Origin of the sequence: Pseudochrobactrum sp. XF203 (genome assembly GCF_020341615.1) — a bacterium.
GTDB classification, from domain to species: Bacteria; Pseudomonadota; Alphaproteobacteria; order Rhizobiales; family Rhizobiaceae; genus Pseudochrobactrum; species Pseudochrobactrum saccharolyticum.
In genome coordinates this window covers 2,695,872-2,712,050 of the sequence record NZ_CP084392.1, presented here as the reverse complement: position 1 = coordinate 2,712,050, position 16,179 = coordinate 2,695,872, and the positions used below count along the sequence as shown (strand labels likewise).

General features: G+C 46.9%; 17 protein-coding genes. 9 read left to right on the top strand and 8 right to left on the bottom strand.

What is annotated here, in order from left to right; all coding sequences use genetic code 11:
* Window positions 1-11: 11 nt before the first annotated feature.
* The 7 genes from LDL70_RS12335 to LDL70_RS12305 all read left to right on the top strand — a co-directional run bounded on the left by LDL70_RS12335 (window position 12) and on the right by LDL70_RS12305 (window position 8,308).
* On the top strand, window positions 12-2,768 hold the full coding sequence (locus tag LDL70_RS12335; RefSeq protein ID WP_225685174.1) for a xanthine dehydrogenase family protein molybdopterin-binding subunit: 2,757 nt from the start codon (window positions 12-14) through the stop codon (window positions 2,766-2,768).
* Complete coding sequence (locus tag LDL70_RS12330) at window positions 2,765-3,304, top strand: (2Fe-2S)-binding protein (protein WP_022710574.1); 540 nt, start codon at window positions 2,765-2,767, stop codon at window positions 3,302-3,304. The genes LDL70_RS12335 and LDL70_RS12330 overlap by 4 nt, the downstream gene beginning before the upstream one ends.
* Complete coding sequence (locus LDL70_RS12325; RefSeq protein WP_116088920.1) at window positions 3,301-4,563, top strand: cytochrome c; 1,263 nt, start codon at window positions 3,301-3,303, stop codon at window positions 4,561-4,563. Before LDL70_RS12330 ends, LDL70_RS12325 begins: the two co-directional genes overlap by 4 nt.
* A gap of 76 nt (window positions 4,564-4,639) precedes the next feature.
* On the top strand, window positions 4,640-5,563 hold the full coding sequence (locus LDL70_RS12320) for an XdhC family protein (protein WP_225685173.1): 924 nt from the start codon (window positions 4,640-4,642) through the stop codon (window positions 5,561-5,563).
* On the top strand, window positions 5,556-6,146 hold the full coding sequence (locus LDL70_RS12315; RefSeq protein WP_225685172.1) for an NTP transferase domain-containing protein: 591 nt from the start codon (window positions 5,556-5,558) through the stop codon (window positions 6,144-6,146). Before LDL70_RS12320 ends, LDL70_RS12315 begins: the two co-directional genes overlap by 8 nt.
* 352 nt (window positions 6,147-6,498) lie before the next feature.
* Window positions 6,499-7,065 (top strand): YceI family protein, encoded by a 567-nt coding sequence (locus tag LDL70_RS12310; RefSeq protein WP_225685171.1) that lies wholly within the window; start codon window positions 6,499-6,501, stop codon window positions 7,063-7,065.
* A gap of 31 nt (window positions 7,066-7,096) precedes the next feature.
* The gene (locus LDL70_RS12305; protein WP_225685170.1) at window positions 7,097-8,308 is read left to right on the top strand and encodes a lactate oxidase; all 1,212 of its coding nucleotides are present in this window, start codon (window positions 7,097-7,099) and stop codon (window positions 8,306-8,308) included.
* A gap of 62 nt (window positions 8,309-8,370) precedes the next feature.
* Here LDL70_RS12305 and arsC read toward each other — a convergent pair whose 3' ends face one another.
* The 5 genes from arsC to LDL70_RS12280 all read right to left on the bottom strand — a co-directional run bounded on the left by arsC (window position 8,371) and on the right by LDL70_RS12280 (window position 13,160).
* Entirely contained in the window at window positions 8,371-8,784 is a 414-nt protein-coding gene (gene arsC / locus LDL70_RS12300; RefSeq protein WP_225685169.1) for an arsenate reductase (glutaredoxin), read from the bottom strand.
* Window positions 8,785-9,090: 306 nt separating this feature from the next.
* Entirely contained in the window at window positions 9,091-10,035 is a 945-nt protein-coding gene (locus tag LDL70_RS12295) for a metallophosphoesterase (protein ID WP_225685168.1), read from the bottom strand.
* Between the two features lie 254 nt (window positions 10,036-10,289).
* On the bottom strand, window positions 10,290-11,474 hold the full coding sequence (locus LDL70_RS12290) for an HNH endonuclease (protein ID WP_225685167.1): 1,185 nt from the start codon (window positions 11,472-11,474) through the stop codon (window positions 10,290-10,292).
* Window positions 11,475-11,476: 2 nt separating this feature from the next.
* Complete coding sequence (locus LDL70_RS12285) at window positions 11,477-11,812, bottom strand: nucleotide pyrophosphohydrolase (RefSeq protein WP_225685166.1); 336 nt, start codon at window positions 11,810-11,812, stop codon at window positions 11,477-11,479.
* 16 nt (window positions 11,813-11,828) lie between these two features.
* Complete coding sequence (locus LDL70_RS12280) at window positions 11,829-13,160, bottom strand: hypothetical protein (protein WP_225685165.1); 1,332 nt, start codon at window positions 13,158-13,160, stop codon at window positions 11,829-11,831.
* Window positions 13,161-13,362: 202 nt separating this feature from the next.
* Here LDL70_RS12280 and LDL70_RS12275 point away from each other — a divergent pair, with 202 nt between their 5' ends.
* Window positions 13,363-13,983 carry a recombinase family protein gene (locus LDL70_RS12275; RefSeq protein ID WP_225688556.1) on the top strand — a complete coding sequence of 207 codons (621 nt, stop codon included), beginning with the start codon at window positions 13,363-13,365 and terminating at the stop codon, window positions 13,981-13,983.
* A gap of 66 nt (window positions 13,984-14,049) precedes the next feature.
* Here LDL70_RS12275 and LDL70_RS12270 read toward each other — a convergent pair whose 3' ends face one another.
* The 3 genes from LDL70_RS12270 to LDL70_RS12260 form a co-directional block, all read right to left on the bottom strand.
* Complete coding sequence (locus tag LDL70_RS12270; protein WP_075657090.1) at window positions 14,050-14,433, bottom strand: YbhB/YbcL family Raf kinase inhibitor-like protein; 384 nt, start codon at window positions 14,431-14,433, stop codon at window positions 14,050-14,052.
* Between the two features lie 82 nt (window positions 14,434-14,515).
* Window positions 14,516-15,289, bottom strand: coding sequence for an outer membrane protein (locus LDL70_RS12265; RefSeq protein WP_151160147.1), 774 nt, complete (start codon window positions 15,287-15,289; stop codon window positions 14,516-14,518).
* Window positions 15,290-15,337: 48 nt separating this feature from the next.
* Entirely contained in the window at window positions 15,338-15,652 is a 315-nt protein-coding gene (locus LDL70_RS12260; protein WP_210215520.1) for a hypothetical protein, read from the bottom strand.
* Window positions 15,653-15,873: 221 nt separating this feature from the next.
* Between LDL70_RS12260 and LDL70_RS12255 the strand changes: the two genes are divergently transcribed.
* Window positions 15,874-16,134, top strand: coding sequence for a helix-turn-helix domain-containing protein (locus tag LDL70_RS12255; protein ID WP_022709229.1), 261 nt, complete (start codon window positions 15,874-15,876; stop codon window positions 16,132-16,134).
* Window positions 16,135-16,179: the final 45 nt, after the last annotated feature.

Below are 16,179 nucleotides of genomic sequence, written 5' to 3'. Positions count from 1 at the left end.
GAGTAATTCATATGACACCGACACGCAGGGACTTTCTCAAGTTTACAGCGTCCGGAATTGCGGTCACTATTCTTCCGATCCGTGCAGCCCGTGCTGCATTGTTTGAAAAACAGATTCTGGACTTACCACTCCCGCAAGGCACAACCCAGCTCAAGCGTCGTGTTGACGGCGTGGCAAAGGTGACAGGTTCCAAGGTTTTTGCCCGTGATATCCGCGCCAAGGATATGACAGGCTGGCCGAAAGATCAGGCGCATGCTTTCGTGGTCTGGTCGACCCGAGCCGATGCACCGTTTCTTGATCTTGATCTGTCTTTGCTGGGTGAAGATCTGCAGCCGGATTATCTGGTAACCGCCGAAGACACGGTTAAAGCCGGTCTGGATTTCTACGATCCTTATACTTACGGCCAGAAAATGCTGTCGCCGAAAGGCGAAGTACCGCTGTTTCTCGGTCACCCGCTGGCAATTCTGATTTATCGTGATTTTGCCCGTTTCTCTGTTGCCAAGCGCATTTATAAAACCAAGCGTGATGAGATCATCCGCTATGGTGAAACAACCGCGCCTGTTGAGCAGGGCCCGCTGGCCAATTTCCGCTTTGTCCGTGTTGAGGGCGAAGGTGGTGCGAAGGCCGAGAAAGACCTGTTTAATCCGGTCGATGACGGCTATGTTTTTGCAACCTATGACAAGAATGATGTCAACTGGCCGAAAGCTGATGCATCCGGCGATGCAATGGGACGCGGCATGGCTTATGCTGAGGGTATTCGCGCAGAGCTGAACACGCCGCCTGAAGACTGGCATGTGATCGAGCGCGAATATTATTCGCCGTTCATTGATGCGGCAGCGCTTGAGCCGGACAATTGCAATTGCTGGTATGATGCAAAATCCGGCAAACTTGAAATTGTTATGGCGAGCCAGAGCCCGCATGAAGTGATGACCGGCACCGCTGCCATGCTCAAGAAAAGCACCTTTGATGTGCGCGAGCTGAAAGGCCATCCGGCTTATACTGTTGGTTACGGTACCAAGGAACACAGCCCGTTCCCTTATTACGGTATTGTTGCTGCACTCTTTGCTGAAGGTCGTCCGGTGCGTTTGGCGCTGGATCGTGAAGAACATTTCCAGACAGCAATCAAGCGTCACCCGCTGCGCATGAAATATCGTCTGGGCATCAACCGCAAGACACTGAAAATGCAGGCTCTTGCGGCTGATCTGGAACTGGATGGCGGCGGCCGCCAGAACTATACCACACCGGTCACACAGGTTGCTGCCGGTGCGGCGCAGGGAATTTATTACTTCCCTAAAAACGATATTGCCGCCATTGCCCATTCATCCCGTGCGCCGATGTCCGGTTCTGTTCGTGGTTTCGGCTCGCTGGAAGCACAGTTCGGCACAGAAATGCTGGTTGAAGAACTGGCTGAAGAGCTGGGCGTGGACGCGATGGAACTGCGTCTGATCAATGCGTTGCAGGACGGCGAACGCAGCTCTGCCGGTGCATTCCCGCTGAGCCTGTGCCGTATGCGTGAAATGATCGAAGCTGATCGTGCGCATCCGGTCTGGGCAAACCGCACTAAGCGCAAAGCCGAGTTCGAAGCAGAAAACCCTGCGCTGAAATATGGTGTCGGCTATGCGATAGCCAAAAAGGGCTTCGGTAACTCCAACGAAGCTGTGGCAGCGTCGATTGTTCTGACACCGGAAGGTAAAATCCGTCTGCATCATATTGCCGTGGAAATCGGCACCGGTGCAGTCAGCACGCAGGCACTGATGTGCTCGCGCTGGTTGGGTAAACCGGCCGATGAGATTGAAAGTGCTGCTCTTGACTGGGCGCCGCTGGAAATGTTTGCCACGCTCAATCCGTTTGTGATGGACAAAGCCCATCAGGATGAGATGTCACCGGATCCGCGCTGGACACCGGCAATGGCTTCGGCATCGAGTGCCACCAATAGTGCATTCTACTTTACCCATGGTACCCATGAAGCAGGTCGTCTCATTTATGAGCGCGGTATTTTGCCTGCGGCAGCGGCATTGTGGAATGTCTCACTGGAAGAGGCAGCCGCTGCTTCGTGGAAAGATGAGAAATTCATGCTTGCCGATGGCCGTGCGCTGACGCTGGCAGAACTTGCCGCCAAAGCCTATGAGCTGAAAGGCATTACCGGCGCGATGGTTCACGCCTTTGACCGCTGGGGTTGGGGTGAAGCCGATTACGATATTCTCGGTGAAACCAGCCGCCGTCCGATTGATGGTCTGGCAATTCAGACCGGTTCCGATCAGTGGCAGCGTATTGAGCGTCGCAACGTGCATTACATGGACCCGCAGGTAGATAATGCCAGCTGGTCACGTTTTGCACCGGCATCGGCACTGATTGAAGTCAGTGTTAACCGCGGTACCGGCGAAGTGAAAATTCTGTCGCATCATTCCTCCATGGATTGCGGCCGTGTGCTGGTTCCGGAATTCGTATCCGGCCAGTTGCAGGGTGGTATCGGGATGTCGGTCGGTCATGCACTTTATGAAGGCATGCCGCTCTATGAAGACGGTCCCGGCAGCGGTGACTGGAACTTCAACCGCTATCGTCTGCCACGCGGTAAAGATGTGGCGGTCTGGAACCAGACGGCAAATATTCTGCCGGTTACAGAACAGGAAGATCATCCGAAAGGCATTGCAGAAGTGGTGCAGATTCCAACCATTCCTGCGGTCGCAAATGCGGTTGCGCATGCCGTTGGCAAATATCTGCGCGAACTCCCGCTGACGGAAGAAAAGATTAAAGAGGCATTGTCATGAGTATCCCGACACGCGAAATCAAGCTGAACATCAACGGTCAGCAGGTAGGGCCGATGACGGTTCCTGAAGAATTGTCGATGGTGGATTTCCTGCATGAATATGCAGACCTGACCGGCAGCCGTTTTGGCTGCGGACAGGGACTTTGCCGCGCCTGCACCGTGATTGTGGACGAGCCGGATGGTACCAGCCGCGAAATGCGCACCTGCATTACCGGTGCCCATTATTTCAACGGCCGTTCTATCCGCACAGTTGAAGGTCACGCGACCAAGGGCGAAGACGGTCAGCTGAAGCTTTCTGCCATTCAGGAAGCTTTCCTCGATCATTTCTCCTTCCAGTGCTCCTATTGCGCACCGGGCTTTGTGAATGCTGCTACCGTTCTGGTGGAGCGTTTGCAGAAAGAGCCTGTGGCAAAAGAAGACGTGAAGCAGGTCATCGAAGATTCCCTCAATGATCATATCTGCCGCTGCACCGGCTATGTCCGTTATTACAGTGCGGTGCATGATGTTGTCATGAACACGCCGGGGCTTGTTAAATGAAACCAGTAATCAAATGGATTCTCGGGCTTGGTGTTGTCGGCGGTGTGGTTGCTGCCTCCGTGCCATTCTGGCCGGCAAAATCTGCCTATGATGATAAGGCGGCCGAACAGCGTCTGGCTGTAAGTGGTGAAGATAAAGCCAAGCTTATCAAGCGCGGTAAATATCTTGCCGCTGTAGCAGACTGCGCGGCCTGTCACCAGTCGCCGGACGGTGCGCCTTATGCCGGTGGCCATCCGATTGAAACGCCTTTCGGTGTGATTTACGGCACCAATATTACGCCGGATAAAGAAACCGGTATCGGCAATTATACATCGGCTGATTTCTATCATGCGGTGGTGGATGGTGTACGGGCAGACGGCAAACGGGTTTATCCGGCGATGCCTTATGTGTCCTATCACACAATCCGTCCGGAAGATTCCGATGCGATCTATGCCTATCTGATGGATCAGCAGCCGGTAAAACGCGCCAATCCGGAACTGGGCCTGTCTTTCCCGTTTAATCAGCGCTGGGCACTGTCTTACTGGAATCTGGTCAATCCGAAGCTGCAAATGCCTGCCAATGCCACACCGGAACAGGCCAATGGAGCTTATCTGACCGATGTTCTCGGCCATTGTCAGGAATGTCATACGCCGCGTAATGCGATCGGCGGTCTGAAACTGGCGTCAGCCTATGAAGGCAGTGTGCTGGGCAAAATTACAGGCCCGAGCCTGAAGCCTGAAGCGCTTGCTGCCCGTGGCTGGACGACGGAGGATCTGCGTAAATTCCTCAAGACCGGTATGTCGCCACAGGGCACCATGACACTGGAAATGTATCCGGTATTGCTGCACTCATCCCAATATATGACGGATGAGGATATTGCCGCTATTCAGACCTATCTGACCGGCGACAAGCTTCCGGCAGCACCTGAGCAGACACCGGTTGCGATTGATGCTGCACTGCGTCAGAGCGGTCGTGATGCCTATATGGCTGTCTGCGCCGGTTGCCATGGTGTGGATGGTGAAGGCAAGCCGCATATTGCACCGGCAATGACGACCAATACCAGTGCGATGCTGGCTGATCCGAGCAATCTGATCCATGTGATTGTGGATGGTATTGCCGAGCAGCGCCTTGGCAATGGTGAAGTGATGCAGGCGATGCCGGGCTTCAAAGATGCGCTGACAAAGCAGCAAATTGCTGATCTCGTCAATTATATGCGCGCTGAATGGGGCGGCCAACCTGCCAATATCACCGTGCAGGACATAGAAAAAGCAAGCCACTAAATCAGCTTGTTTAAACCGGCGGGTGCAAATCCGCCGGTCTGTTTTTGAGACATAATTTTTATAAGGCATCATTGCTATGGACGATGGTATCGTACCCGATAAAGTCGATGTGCATCGCTTATTTCATACAGATCAGACGATTGATGTGCTGCGTTTTGCGCATGAAACTGTGCAGCAGGGCAAGCCTTGCGCGCTGGTTATGCTGACAGAAATTATCGGCGGATCTTCCCGCGCTGCCGGTGCGATGATGGCCGTTACTGCGACTGGCGGTTATTGCGGTATGGTCTCCGGGGGCTGTGTTGAAGGTGTCGTTGCACGCGAGGCTGTGCAGGCGTTGGCAGAGCAGCAGGACAGAATATTGCGGCTCGGCAAAGGGTCTTCCTATTTTGATGTGGTGCTGCCCTGCGGCGGCGGGATTGTGCTGGCTATCCATGTGCTGCGGGATGCGCAGGCACTGGATGCGGTGCTGGGCTATCATGCGCGCCGACAGAGCGCAGCATTGCTCTATCACCCTCAGCACCAGTCTTTGACCTGTTCCGAAATATCGTGCAACACCGGCTGGCATGAAGGCCAGTTCGCCGTTGCTCTGCCGCCTGCATTGCGTCTTGTGTTGCTGGGGCAGGGGCTGGAAAGTGAAGTGCTTTACCAGGCTGCGACAGCACTGAATATCGAGGCTGTGCGCGATACACTGCCTGCGGATACAGATGATGCGACGGCCGTGGTGTTTCTCCAGCATGATCTTGATAAAGAGCTGCCGCTGCTGAAACAGGCACTGAACAGCCGTGCTTTTTATATCGGCTGTCTCGGCAGCAGGCGCACCCATGAAGTGCGACGCACGCAATTGCTGAAAGACGGTTTTTCACAAGAGCAGATTGCGCGGTTGTCCGCGCCAATAGGCCTGTTTGGTCCCGTGCGGGATGCAGGCTCTTTGGCTGTATCGGTTTTGGCTGAAATTATGGCGCGTAAGACAGAGCAGGCTAAGGATGCACGCCATGGTTGATGCGTCTTCGGTTGCTGTTCTGGTGCTGGGGGCAGGGGCAGGTTCGCGCTATACGGATGGCGATAAGCTGAATGCCATGCTCGGCACCAAGCCTGTGGCGCATCACATATTGCAGGTGCTTGACGGTTTTTCATGGGGCAAACGGATTGTAACCTGCCGCAGCTTTGCACCGTGGACGAATGCCTATGCGGATGCAGGCTTTACGCTGGCGCTGACAGAAGATGTTGAGGCAGGCATGCTTGGCTCCCTGCATCGCGGTCTGGCGGAAATTCAGGCGCAGTCACGGGTGCTGATTTGTCTTGCGGATATGCCGCTGGTGCCGCACTCCCATATTGAGCATTTATTGCATTTGGCTGCGAGCAGCACAGCGCCGGTGATTGCATCTTCATCCGGTGATTATAGCGGCCCTCCGGCCTTGTGCCTGACAGAGCATTTGAGAAATTTGCCGCTTGCAGGTGAGGGTGGAGCGCGCAGTCTTTTACCTCAGGCAGAATTTGCAGAAATGGCTGCACCGGCCTTTGCCGATATTGATACGATGACGGATTTCGAGCAGATCCGGCAGATTTTACAGGCATCGCTCTGACAGCTCTTTTACCCCTATAGAAAGCGCATTTTGGCGCTTTTTTATCATCCGTACAGGTCGAATTCCTGATCTTATTAGTCTGTACTGAATAATTGTCCTGTTTTTAGAACAGTGCTTATTAAAATCCGCTCTACTCAGCAGCGCGTCAGAGGCCTATTGTTTAGCCATACGAGCGGAACTGGTTTTCAGTTCATTCCCTAGCTCTCCACCACAGAAAACAGTGCATGTCGAAATGCAGGTTTGAACCGGATGATAACAAAGCAGAGTGACTCATTCTGTTTTACGTCACACGCCGGTTGAAGATCGCATTTGCTGTACTAATTTTCGAATGCCTAAAACAGGAATAACAAAAATGAAGAAAATTATATTGCCGCTTCTTGCTTCTTTGCTGACCGTTTCTGCTGCGCAGGCGGCTGACTATAAGCTGGATCCCGATCATACAAAGGCAGTATTTTATATTGATCACTTTAATACCTCCACCAATACCGGTGGCTTCTACGGTATTAAAGGAGACATCAGCTATTCACCGGAAACGCAGACCGGTTCTGTGAAAGTGTCTATTCCTGTCGATACTTTGAATACAGGTATCAAGGGTTTCGATGCGCATATGAAAAGCGCTGATCTTTTTGATGCAGCGAAGTATCCGACAATCGACTTTACATCTACCAAATGGAATGTCGCTGATAACAAGCTGGTTTCGGTTGACGGTAATCTGACCATCAAAGGCCAGACACATCCTGTGCAGCTCAAAGCGACCAAGTTCAACTGCTACCAGAACCCGATGTTGAATGCTGAAGTTTGTGGCGGTGACTTCGAAGTCACAATCGACCGCACCAAATGGGGCGTGGATTTCCTTGTCAAAGAAGGCATGGAGAAAATGGTCACTCTGAAAATTCAGGCAGAAGCTGTCAAACAGTAAACAGTCAATCGGCGCGAAGCCGGGAGTTTGTATGATGAAAACATTTCTTAGCAAAAAATATGCAGTATCGCTGAGCGCAATTGCGCTTGCTCTTTCCCTCGGGGTTGCTCATGCCGCAGACTATAAAGCCAGCACCGCGGAAGGCCCTGTCAAGATCGCCAATCTGGGTGAACTTGAAGCTCAGGTTAAGGCCAATATGGATAAAGGCGCCTTCGGTTATATCCGTGGCGGTGCAGAAAACGAGCAGAATCTGCGCTCCAACACATCGGTGTTTGACAAGAAATATATTATGCCGCGCGTCATGCAGGGCATTGAATTGTCAGATATTGATCTGAAGACCAATTATCTTGGGATTGATCTGAAAACCCCTGTTATTCAGGCACCGATGGCGGCACAGGGGCTGGCACATCAGGATGGTGAAATCGCTACGGCCAAAGGCATGGCAAAAGCGGGTTCGATCTTCTCGCTGAGCACCTATGGCAATAAAACCATTGAAGAAGTGGCTGCGGTATCCGACGGTAATCCGTTCTTCTTCCAGCTCTATATGAGCAAGAATGAAGCGTTTAATGAGTTTACTCTGAAACGTGCCAAGGACAGCGGAGCCAAGGCGATTATTCTGACTGTTGACTCACCGGTCGGCGGTTATCGTGAAGACGATATCAAGAATAACTTCCAGTTCCCGCTGGGCTTTGCCAATCTGGAACTGTTTGCCAAGCAGAATGATGATGGTTCCAAAACCGGTAAAGGTGCAGGCATCAGTGAAATCTATGCACAGGCCAAACAGGCATTCACACCAGCCGATATTAAATATGTAAAAGACATGACCGGTTTGCCGGTGATTGTGAAAGGTATTCAGTCGCCGGAAGATGCTGACGTGGTGATTAAAGCCGGTGCAGACAGTATCTGGGTTTCCAACCACGGTGGCCGTCAGCTCGACAGTGGTCCTGCTTCTTTTGATGTTCTGCCTTCGATTGCCAAGGTCGTGAATAAGCGCGTTCCGATTGTTTTCGACAGTGGTGTGCGTCGCGGTTCACATGTGTTTAAGGCACTGGCAAGCGGTGCGGATGTGGTCGCTGTTGGCCGTCCGATCCTCTATGGTCTTAATCTCGGCGGCTCGGAAGGTGTCAACTCCGTGATACAGCAGCTGAATAAAGAGCTGACCATCAATATGATGCTGGGTGGTGTGAAAAACATTGAAGAAGTGAAGAAAACAAAGCTCTATAGCGATAAAGATTTCGAATAATTATTATCGATATGCAGTGCATGAGGCGGCCGGTTTTCCGGCCGCCTTTTTATGTCTGCAGGTCACAATTGAGAAATGACATGAGTAATTTGTTCGCCGTCTTCTTTGGTGAAACTGGTAGCCGGATTTTCCAGCAGATCGAGAACAAGCTCTGACGGACGACAAAGCGCAGCGCCACGTGGTGACACGACAATCGGTCTGTTCATCAGGATGGGATGCTGTACTATGAAACCGAGCAATTGGTCGTCAGACCATTTGGGATTTGCCAGATCCAGCTCCGCAAAAGGTGTTCCTTTTTCCCGCAATAAATCACGCACCGGGATTTTCATGGTTGCAAGAAGCTCTGACAGTTGTTCTTTGGAAGGTGGCGTTTGCAAATATTCAATGATGACAGGCTCTTCACCACTGGCGCGGATCATGGCGAGTGTATTGCGTGAAGTACCGCATGCAGGGTTATGATAAATTGTAACGGACATCAGAGATTGACCTGCCTTGGTTCGATCATTGCCTTACATATACCAGTTTTTTGGCCGGTTAATCATCTTGATCATGAAAGCATAAGGTGCCCTAATATCGGGATCAACGCACTAGATGATTGATGTAAACAGCAATACTTAGCTCGTGGATTTTTATCTGAGAAATACCATCAAAATGGTTCTGGCGGAGAGAGCGGGATTCGTTTCTTTGGTGCTGCATCTTTAATTCATTGATTTTAATATGTAAATTATAATAGCAATATGTATTTTTGTACCATATTTTGTACCAAATTTGTTACGTCTTAATTAGGCTGATACGTAGTTGTGGTGAGAAAATGGTTGTCCGATATCATGGCGATAAGCAACAAGATCACCGCCTTTGCCTGCACTGTAATCGACGCAAATGACATTGGATGATAATGGCTTCGGCTTACCCGTTAACCAGTAATGACCGATGAAAAGTAAGGCGTCTTCATTGTAGCGATATGCATCAAGGTTTGGGATTTTATCCTTTGGTAGGGTTTGGGTTATTGTCTCCGGCAAAAGCGCAAGTGATGCATAATCATTGGCGATGTTATCCCACCATTTTACCCGTACTGATTGGCGTTCATGACCGTCCGCATCGTGAAACTTAATGCCGTTGGGAAGGGGGAGTTCCAATCCTTTTAATAACAATTCAGTTGCTTCAAAGGCTGCGCTGCCTTCTTTGGCGCTTTCAATGATCCCTGACTGTGTCAAACAGTTGTCGTTGGTTAAGTACGGCTTTAGTTGTCTTTGCTTTTGTGCATTCCAGCAGGCGTGAACGACTCGGATGTCATCAACTTCAAGCCAGAGGGGGAGTGTCTTGAAGAACGAAATAAGTTCATTATACAGAACGGCATCGTGCTGGACCCCATTCAGGAATGCAGCGTGTTGTTGAAAGTTCTTTTTGCCAGCGTTCCCCGAATGGGTGCGTAAATAGTCGTTGGGCTGATGTGGATTTTGTGTGGCATAGCAAATGGCATTGTATTCGTGATTACCCATTACCGCTAATGCAGAGCCGCTTTCAATCATAGCTTTGGCTGTCAGGACAGTATCAAGTTGCTGTGGTCCGCGATCAATGAAATCGCCAAGGAAAATTACTTTTCTTTCAGTATGGGTGTACCCATTGGAATGATTTTTTTTAGTATATCCTAATTTCTGGAGTAAGCCATGTAATTTTTCACTATAGCCGTGAATGTCACCTATAATATCATAGCCACTAAATGGCATATCAATTCCTTTTTATATTTCATAATAAATAAATTACGAGATTCTATTATAGAAATATGTATTTTTTTATTTTCAATAAAAATTGCTGTTTTTTGTGTAAATATGATATTTGATGTGTTTCTTGCATTTGACGTTATTATTTATCAGGCCGTCTATGGTCAGGACAGCGGTCTGGTATCGGTTATCTGAATGATCATATGGACTGCTTGATTGATATCAAGTTGTAACGTGCGCGTAATTCTGAGACTGTTTTCTTATTCTTTAAGATATTGCTGTCTTAAGGCAAAATAGCTTGGCTGCTGTTTTTTGTGAATGGTTTCAGAGATTTTGATACCATTTAAATGAATATAATCTGTCCCCTGTAGGCTTGCAGAGACTTCTATGGTTCTGGTGTCAGGATTGATTTTAATAAGGCCAAGATCATAAAGATTGTGTAGGTCAGCTCTTAATAAAATACCATTTGTTACATGGTTTGTTTTGGGTCCTAGGTAAGGAGTAATATGTGCTGCTTGAAGTACGGCAGGGACAGCCGTACCTGTTACCGCACACTTCCCATTGTAAGCTTTAAGTAATTCTTTTCGAAATTTTGCTTGACCTTGTCGTTGTGCTATTTCAGCAAATATTTTATTGCGTGCGTCTTCTTGATTGATGGGGTCGAACTGAAATTTATCGGCTAATTTGTGTACAGCGTCCTGTGCGGACACAACATCGATCTCCCAAGACGAAGGAGAGCTTTGAATAATTAGCGGAGAAAAATTTTTAAATGCTAGATATATTTGCTCTTTAAGATCGAGATTGGTTAATTCTGTCTTAGAAAATATTCTACAAATAGTTCCGCCTCCGCTTGAGTTTTGGGAGCCTTTAAGGTGATCGAATAAATCAGCGGCTGAACTGTATTGGTCAAAACCTATGTCAGATTTTTTGAGACGTGTTTTTGTATTAAAATGCCAGTTTTTTTGGAAACGCAGTTTCTCGTCGAGGTCTTTCGTAAAAAGTGCGTTAGCAGAGGGTAGTTTAGAGTTTAAAATTGGAATAATTTGACGGTTGCGAGCCTTTACGTCTGGGTCATGGTAATCGGCTTCATCTATGGATGCTGCAAAACCTATCTCTATGCCTCTATGGGAGGCAATTATATAAATTTGTGGCATTTTTGCTAATAATTTTGTCTTTGTTCCATATAGGGATACCCATAAATCAACTGGTCGGTGTCCGCGTGCTCCGAATTCTTTTGAGTAATTTACAGTTTTAATTTCAAAGTTATTGTTTGGATCGTAATTGTTTTTAATATATTCTATATTATTAAAAATTTCAGAGTATATGTTATAATACTCTTCTTTATCCTCTTTGGGCACTGTAGATAGTTGGTTTCGGCTGCCAAAGGCGTGCTTAGAAGCATCCAGCCATTTATCAAAGACATAAAATGACGATGCAGATTCCATTATTACTTATCCATATCTGTTGTTTTCGCAATCCCTAAGGATGTTTCAATGGGAAATCTTTTCTCATTGCGGGATATTTTGTTAGCAGTTTCCTTTTCTAGATCAATGTTTAATTTTTCACATAGAAGCAACAAGTAAATATAAATATCTGCAACTTCATTTTTTATTTTTTCAATATCATTTTTATTTATTGGGGTATTTTCAGATTTCCACTGAAATATCTCTAGTAATTCATTTACTTCAATGCTTATGGATATGGATAAATCTTTTGGATTATGAAACTGATCCCACTCTCTGTCATCTACAAATTTTTTTAATTTTACTATAAGTTTTGTCATTGAAGTACGTCCTGATTTATTTAATTATTTCTGTGTTTAAAAATAATATTATTAATTCTTGATATGTATCCCATAGAGCTACTAGATGTTCTCCTGAAGGAGAGAGATTCGATGAGTGAACATATTTATTAAGTGTATCCACGGAGATAATTTCATCCATCGTTCTAGATTTTCTAATAACCTCTAAATATCTTTTTTGTAATTTATTTTTTCTATTTAAATCTTCAGCGCTCGCTATGATTTTTCTAATTAATGAATCACTCTCTTTGATGTTCGATAATTTGGATTTGCTGATATAGTTGTCGACTGATAATTCAAGCAGGACGCGAAATAATACTGCAGTTGCATTCGGATGGTCGATTATACTTAATTTAAATTGTAATTCATTCCAGACAGCGCGCTGCCGTCGCAAATCTGCTGTCCAGTTAATTTTATGATCCATATGAGATATAAGGTTAGTTTGTTGTTTTGGTTTACTAACTTTTAAAGGTGGAGTCGATGAAAGTACTGGCTGACTTGTGATGGTGTCATGTGGTTTGGGGTTTGGGATAAATACATCTGCAGCCGTTGGGAGAACGCCTGCGGTTTCTAATTCATCTAGATATGCATGTTTACGGTCATTATCCCATACGTCATCGAGTGTTTTTCTACGCTGGGCCAGATCGTCTGCTATTCTTGCTAAGGCTTTTAGAGTGACGCTCTCTTTGCGGAGATATTCAAGGCGCCCTCTTGTGGTTGTTATGCCAACGCGATTACGGTAAGCCTCGGATGAAAGAAGGCGATTTAAGTTGCTGCGGGGAATACGCCCATTCATTGGCAGTAAGCCTGCAGTCTCTAATTTTTTCTCAATTTCATCGGCGAGATTGAGCTTTCCACCTTTGCCGGTTCGATTTATAAAGGTGGTTTTCATGCGGCCATCCCAAGTACTCTGACCTACTCCTCCTTGACTGCCAGTATGCCGCCTAAAAAGAATCTCATCAATCTGATCAATATTGGTTTCTACGCGACAAAGGATTTTCTTTGGAAAGTCTCCTTTCCAGTTTTCTTTTAATTTTGAAAAAAAATCCTGTAGTTCTGCGGTTGGGGCTCTTTTGGGGTTGTCTATTAATTTTAGGCAGGTGGTTCGCCTATTGCCATCGTGAACAGTATAGCTATTTCCAGTAGGAAACACCAAAGGTGGTTCATAGTTGCCACCTGAGGACACTATATCTGCAGCAAGTTTTTGCATGTGTTGTCGGTTGTGTGAGAATAGCCAAGCAATAGCAGCCGTTTCATTTTCTAACTCACCGTGGCGATCATTCGTAGGATTAACAGAAAGCACTTCTAATGGAAGATATTTATAATTCATTGCACTCTCGTAAACCGTTAAAATTTCTATAATCCTATTTCGTTTATTAATATTCTCAATCTAATTTTTGAAATCTCTCCGATATATATTTGAGTATGCCTTAAGCGAACCATACTGATCTTGGTTCCATAAACATCATTTGATAACTTAAAACGAACCACCTATAATAGAACCATGTAAATGGAACTTTATGGTGGTTCGTATGTTTGTGAGAGCTTACCTTCGTGCATCGACGAAAGAACAAGATGCCAGCAGGGCGAAAGACGATTTGTTTCAGTTCGCTAGCGATAAAGGTCTGAAGATTGCAGCCACGTATATTGAAAATGAAAGTGGCGCATCGCTAAACCGTCCGGAACTTTTTCGTCTGTTATCTGACTGTCAGGCAGGTGATATTTTGCTGATAGAGCAAGTGGACCGCTTAAGTCGTTTGAATGCTAAAGACTGGGAGCGTTTGAAGTCTGAAATTCGTGACAGACAGGTTAAAGTGGTTGCTCTTGATTTGCCGACATCATGGGGAATGGCCGTTTCAAGTACAGATGAATTCACTGCCCGTATGTCAGAAGCCATTAATAATATGATGCTGGACATGATCGCGGCCATTGCCCGTAAAGACTATGAAGATCGTCGTAGACGGCAGAAGCAGGGAATAGCCAAGGCTAAAGAGCAGGGGCTGTATAAAGGGCGTCCGGAGAATAAATCCCGTAATCAGGCTATATTGAAAATGCTTGAAAACGGCCAAAGCTGGAATAGCATCATACAGGCAACCGGATGTTCCAGATCAACCCTTTCGCGGCTGAAGAATAATACTCAAGTCTTGTTGTAAATGTTTATTATGGATTATCAATGGGTATGCCCCCCCCCTCCAGTAATATGCAGGGGGAGGGGGAGATTATTTCTTTGCAAAGGGCTGAGTTGCCGAACCAGAGCCTAAAGTCTTACCGGATGCATCAACAGCTTTTACTGTGATTTTATAGAAGTGCGTTCCTGATGGCGGGCATGGACCTTTGTATTTAAAGGCGCCATAAGGAAGTTGTGACTGTCCTTTGAAGGCTACGCTGCCGCCGCCATGATCAAAACTCGATGCATTTTGATCTATCATTTTGATCAAGAGTTTTGCCGTGCCTTGTGGAACATTGGAGAGTTTGATTGGCGGTGACTTTGAATCAAAGCACTTTTTTGTTGGGCCCCATTCAAAGGTAACACCTATATCTGCCGCTAAAGCATTGCTTGAAACAATGAATGTTGCGGCACTTATCAATAGCAATTTATGCATGATGTTCTCTTGTGATTATGCGAAAGGTTTACATGCCAAAACATGATATGAAAATGGGCAGTTAAACTGCCCATTTTAGTTATTAGAATTTCACACGAATACCGGCAGTAACACCTGCGACACCAATGTTCTTGGCTTTCAGCATTTCCCCGTCATTCATATATTGAACGTTAAGTGCCTTGTTTGTTTCAGCTTTGCCGAGCCAGTGGTAAGTACCTGTAACAGTGAAGTCTACGTTTTCTGTAACTTTATAACCAATGCCGAGACCAAGCCCGCCAGCAAAGTTTGTCTGGCTCTTAGATGGGAATGAAGCGAAATCGTCAGGATAAAGGTTTTCGCCCTGTTTGGCAGAAGCTTTTAAGAAAGATGCGCCGATTTCACCGAATGCATCAACATAAAAACGGTCTGTAAGGTCATGGATATAACCTGCGCCTACGAATACTCCATGTGCGCGAACGCGAAGGTCTTGATCGTAGTCATCGCCACCGAAGGTCGCATTTCCGCTATAGTCGTGTTGACCGAAATAACGATACGAACCTTTAACGTAGTAGTTAGGTGCCAGCATATAGCCTACGCTAAATACTGCTCCGACGGAGCTGTCTTTTTTATCAACATCGTTCAGGTGGATACGGTCGCCTGATACTACATTGTCAGTAAAAGCTGTGCCAATTGGGTTGATGAAGTGGAGTGCATTTGCATTTGACCATGCACCACCGACGCCTGCATCAATAAACCAACGAGGTGAATCTGTCGTAATGGCTGCCGGTTCATTGATTGGTGCTACAATAGCGTCAGCTGCAACTGCAAATGTGGTTGAAACTGAAAGTGCACTTGCTGCGAGTAGGAGGATTTTCATTATTGCCCCTGCTTGAGTTGTTTAGTTCGAAAGTTGTCTGGTTAGGTATTATTTGGACTCGGCAACATGAACATTGATCATGTTCTGATTGGCCATCATTCCCATGCCCATAGCGGCGCCCGCTGGTTTAAAACCTTTTGATACAAGCCAATTGTAATGCCAGTTGTTGTAAACAAACATAAACACAATGCTTGCAAGGCCTAAGGTGCAGAGAACGGCAAGTAGGATGACTAAGAAACCAACAAAGTGACCGCGAAACAATGCGGGGAATGGACCAAAGAATAAGCAGGTCCAAGAAATTCCTTTGAAACCAACTGCTGTTCTATGGGTAACTGGTTCTATCATTTGAATTGGGTATGCCATCGAAGCGACCTTTGTTTTCCGACCTTAGTCGTGTTGCGTATGTTTCTGATGGGTTGCAGCTGATTGGCTGATTGACCCGATACGTTTGATCGCTTCGCTCTGCACTTCATTTGCCCCCGACATTGTTATGTGAATCCATTGGATTCACTAACGTGTGCTGAAAATTAATATGTGCCCAGCAGTCCGTCGATTGTCAAGCCGTCTATACTGTTAATCGTTCTATGAACGCAAGACAGATTATCGGTTGGAATTTACGGAAACTTCGCGTGGCTAAAGGCTTCTCTCAGGAGCGGTTAGCTTTGGAGTCAAATGTTGACAGGTCATATGTAGGGAGGGTCGAACGGGGTACAGAGAACGTCACGATTTCGACACTGGAAGCATTGGCTGATGCACTGCAAGTGACAGTCAGTGAGCTTTTTGAAGTTCCTGATAAAGACGCACTGCCACCGCAGCCAATGAAGGCGGGGCGAAAATATAAATAATTGGAAATGTGCTATGCTATGTGGCCTAGCTTACAGACTAAGTGC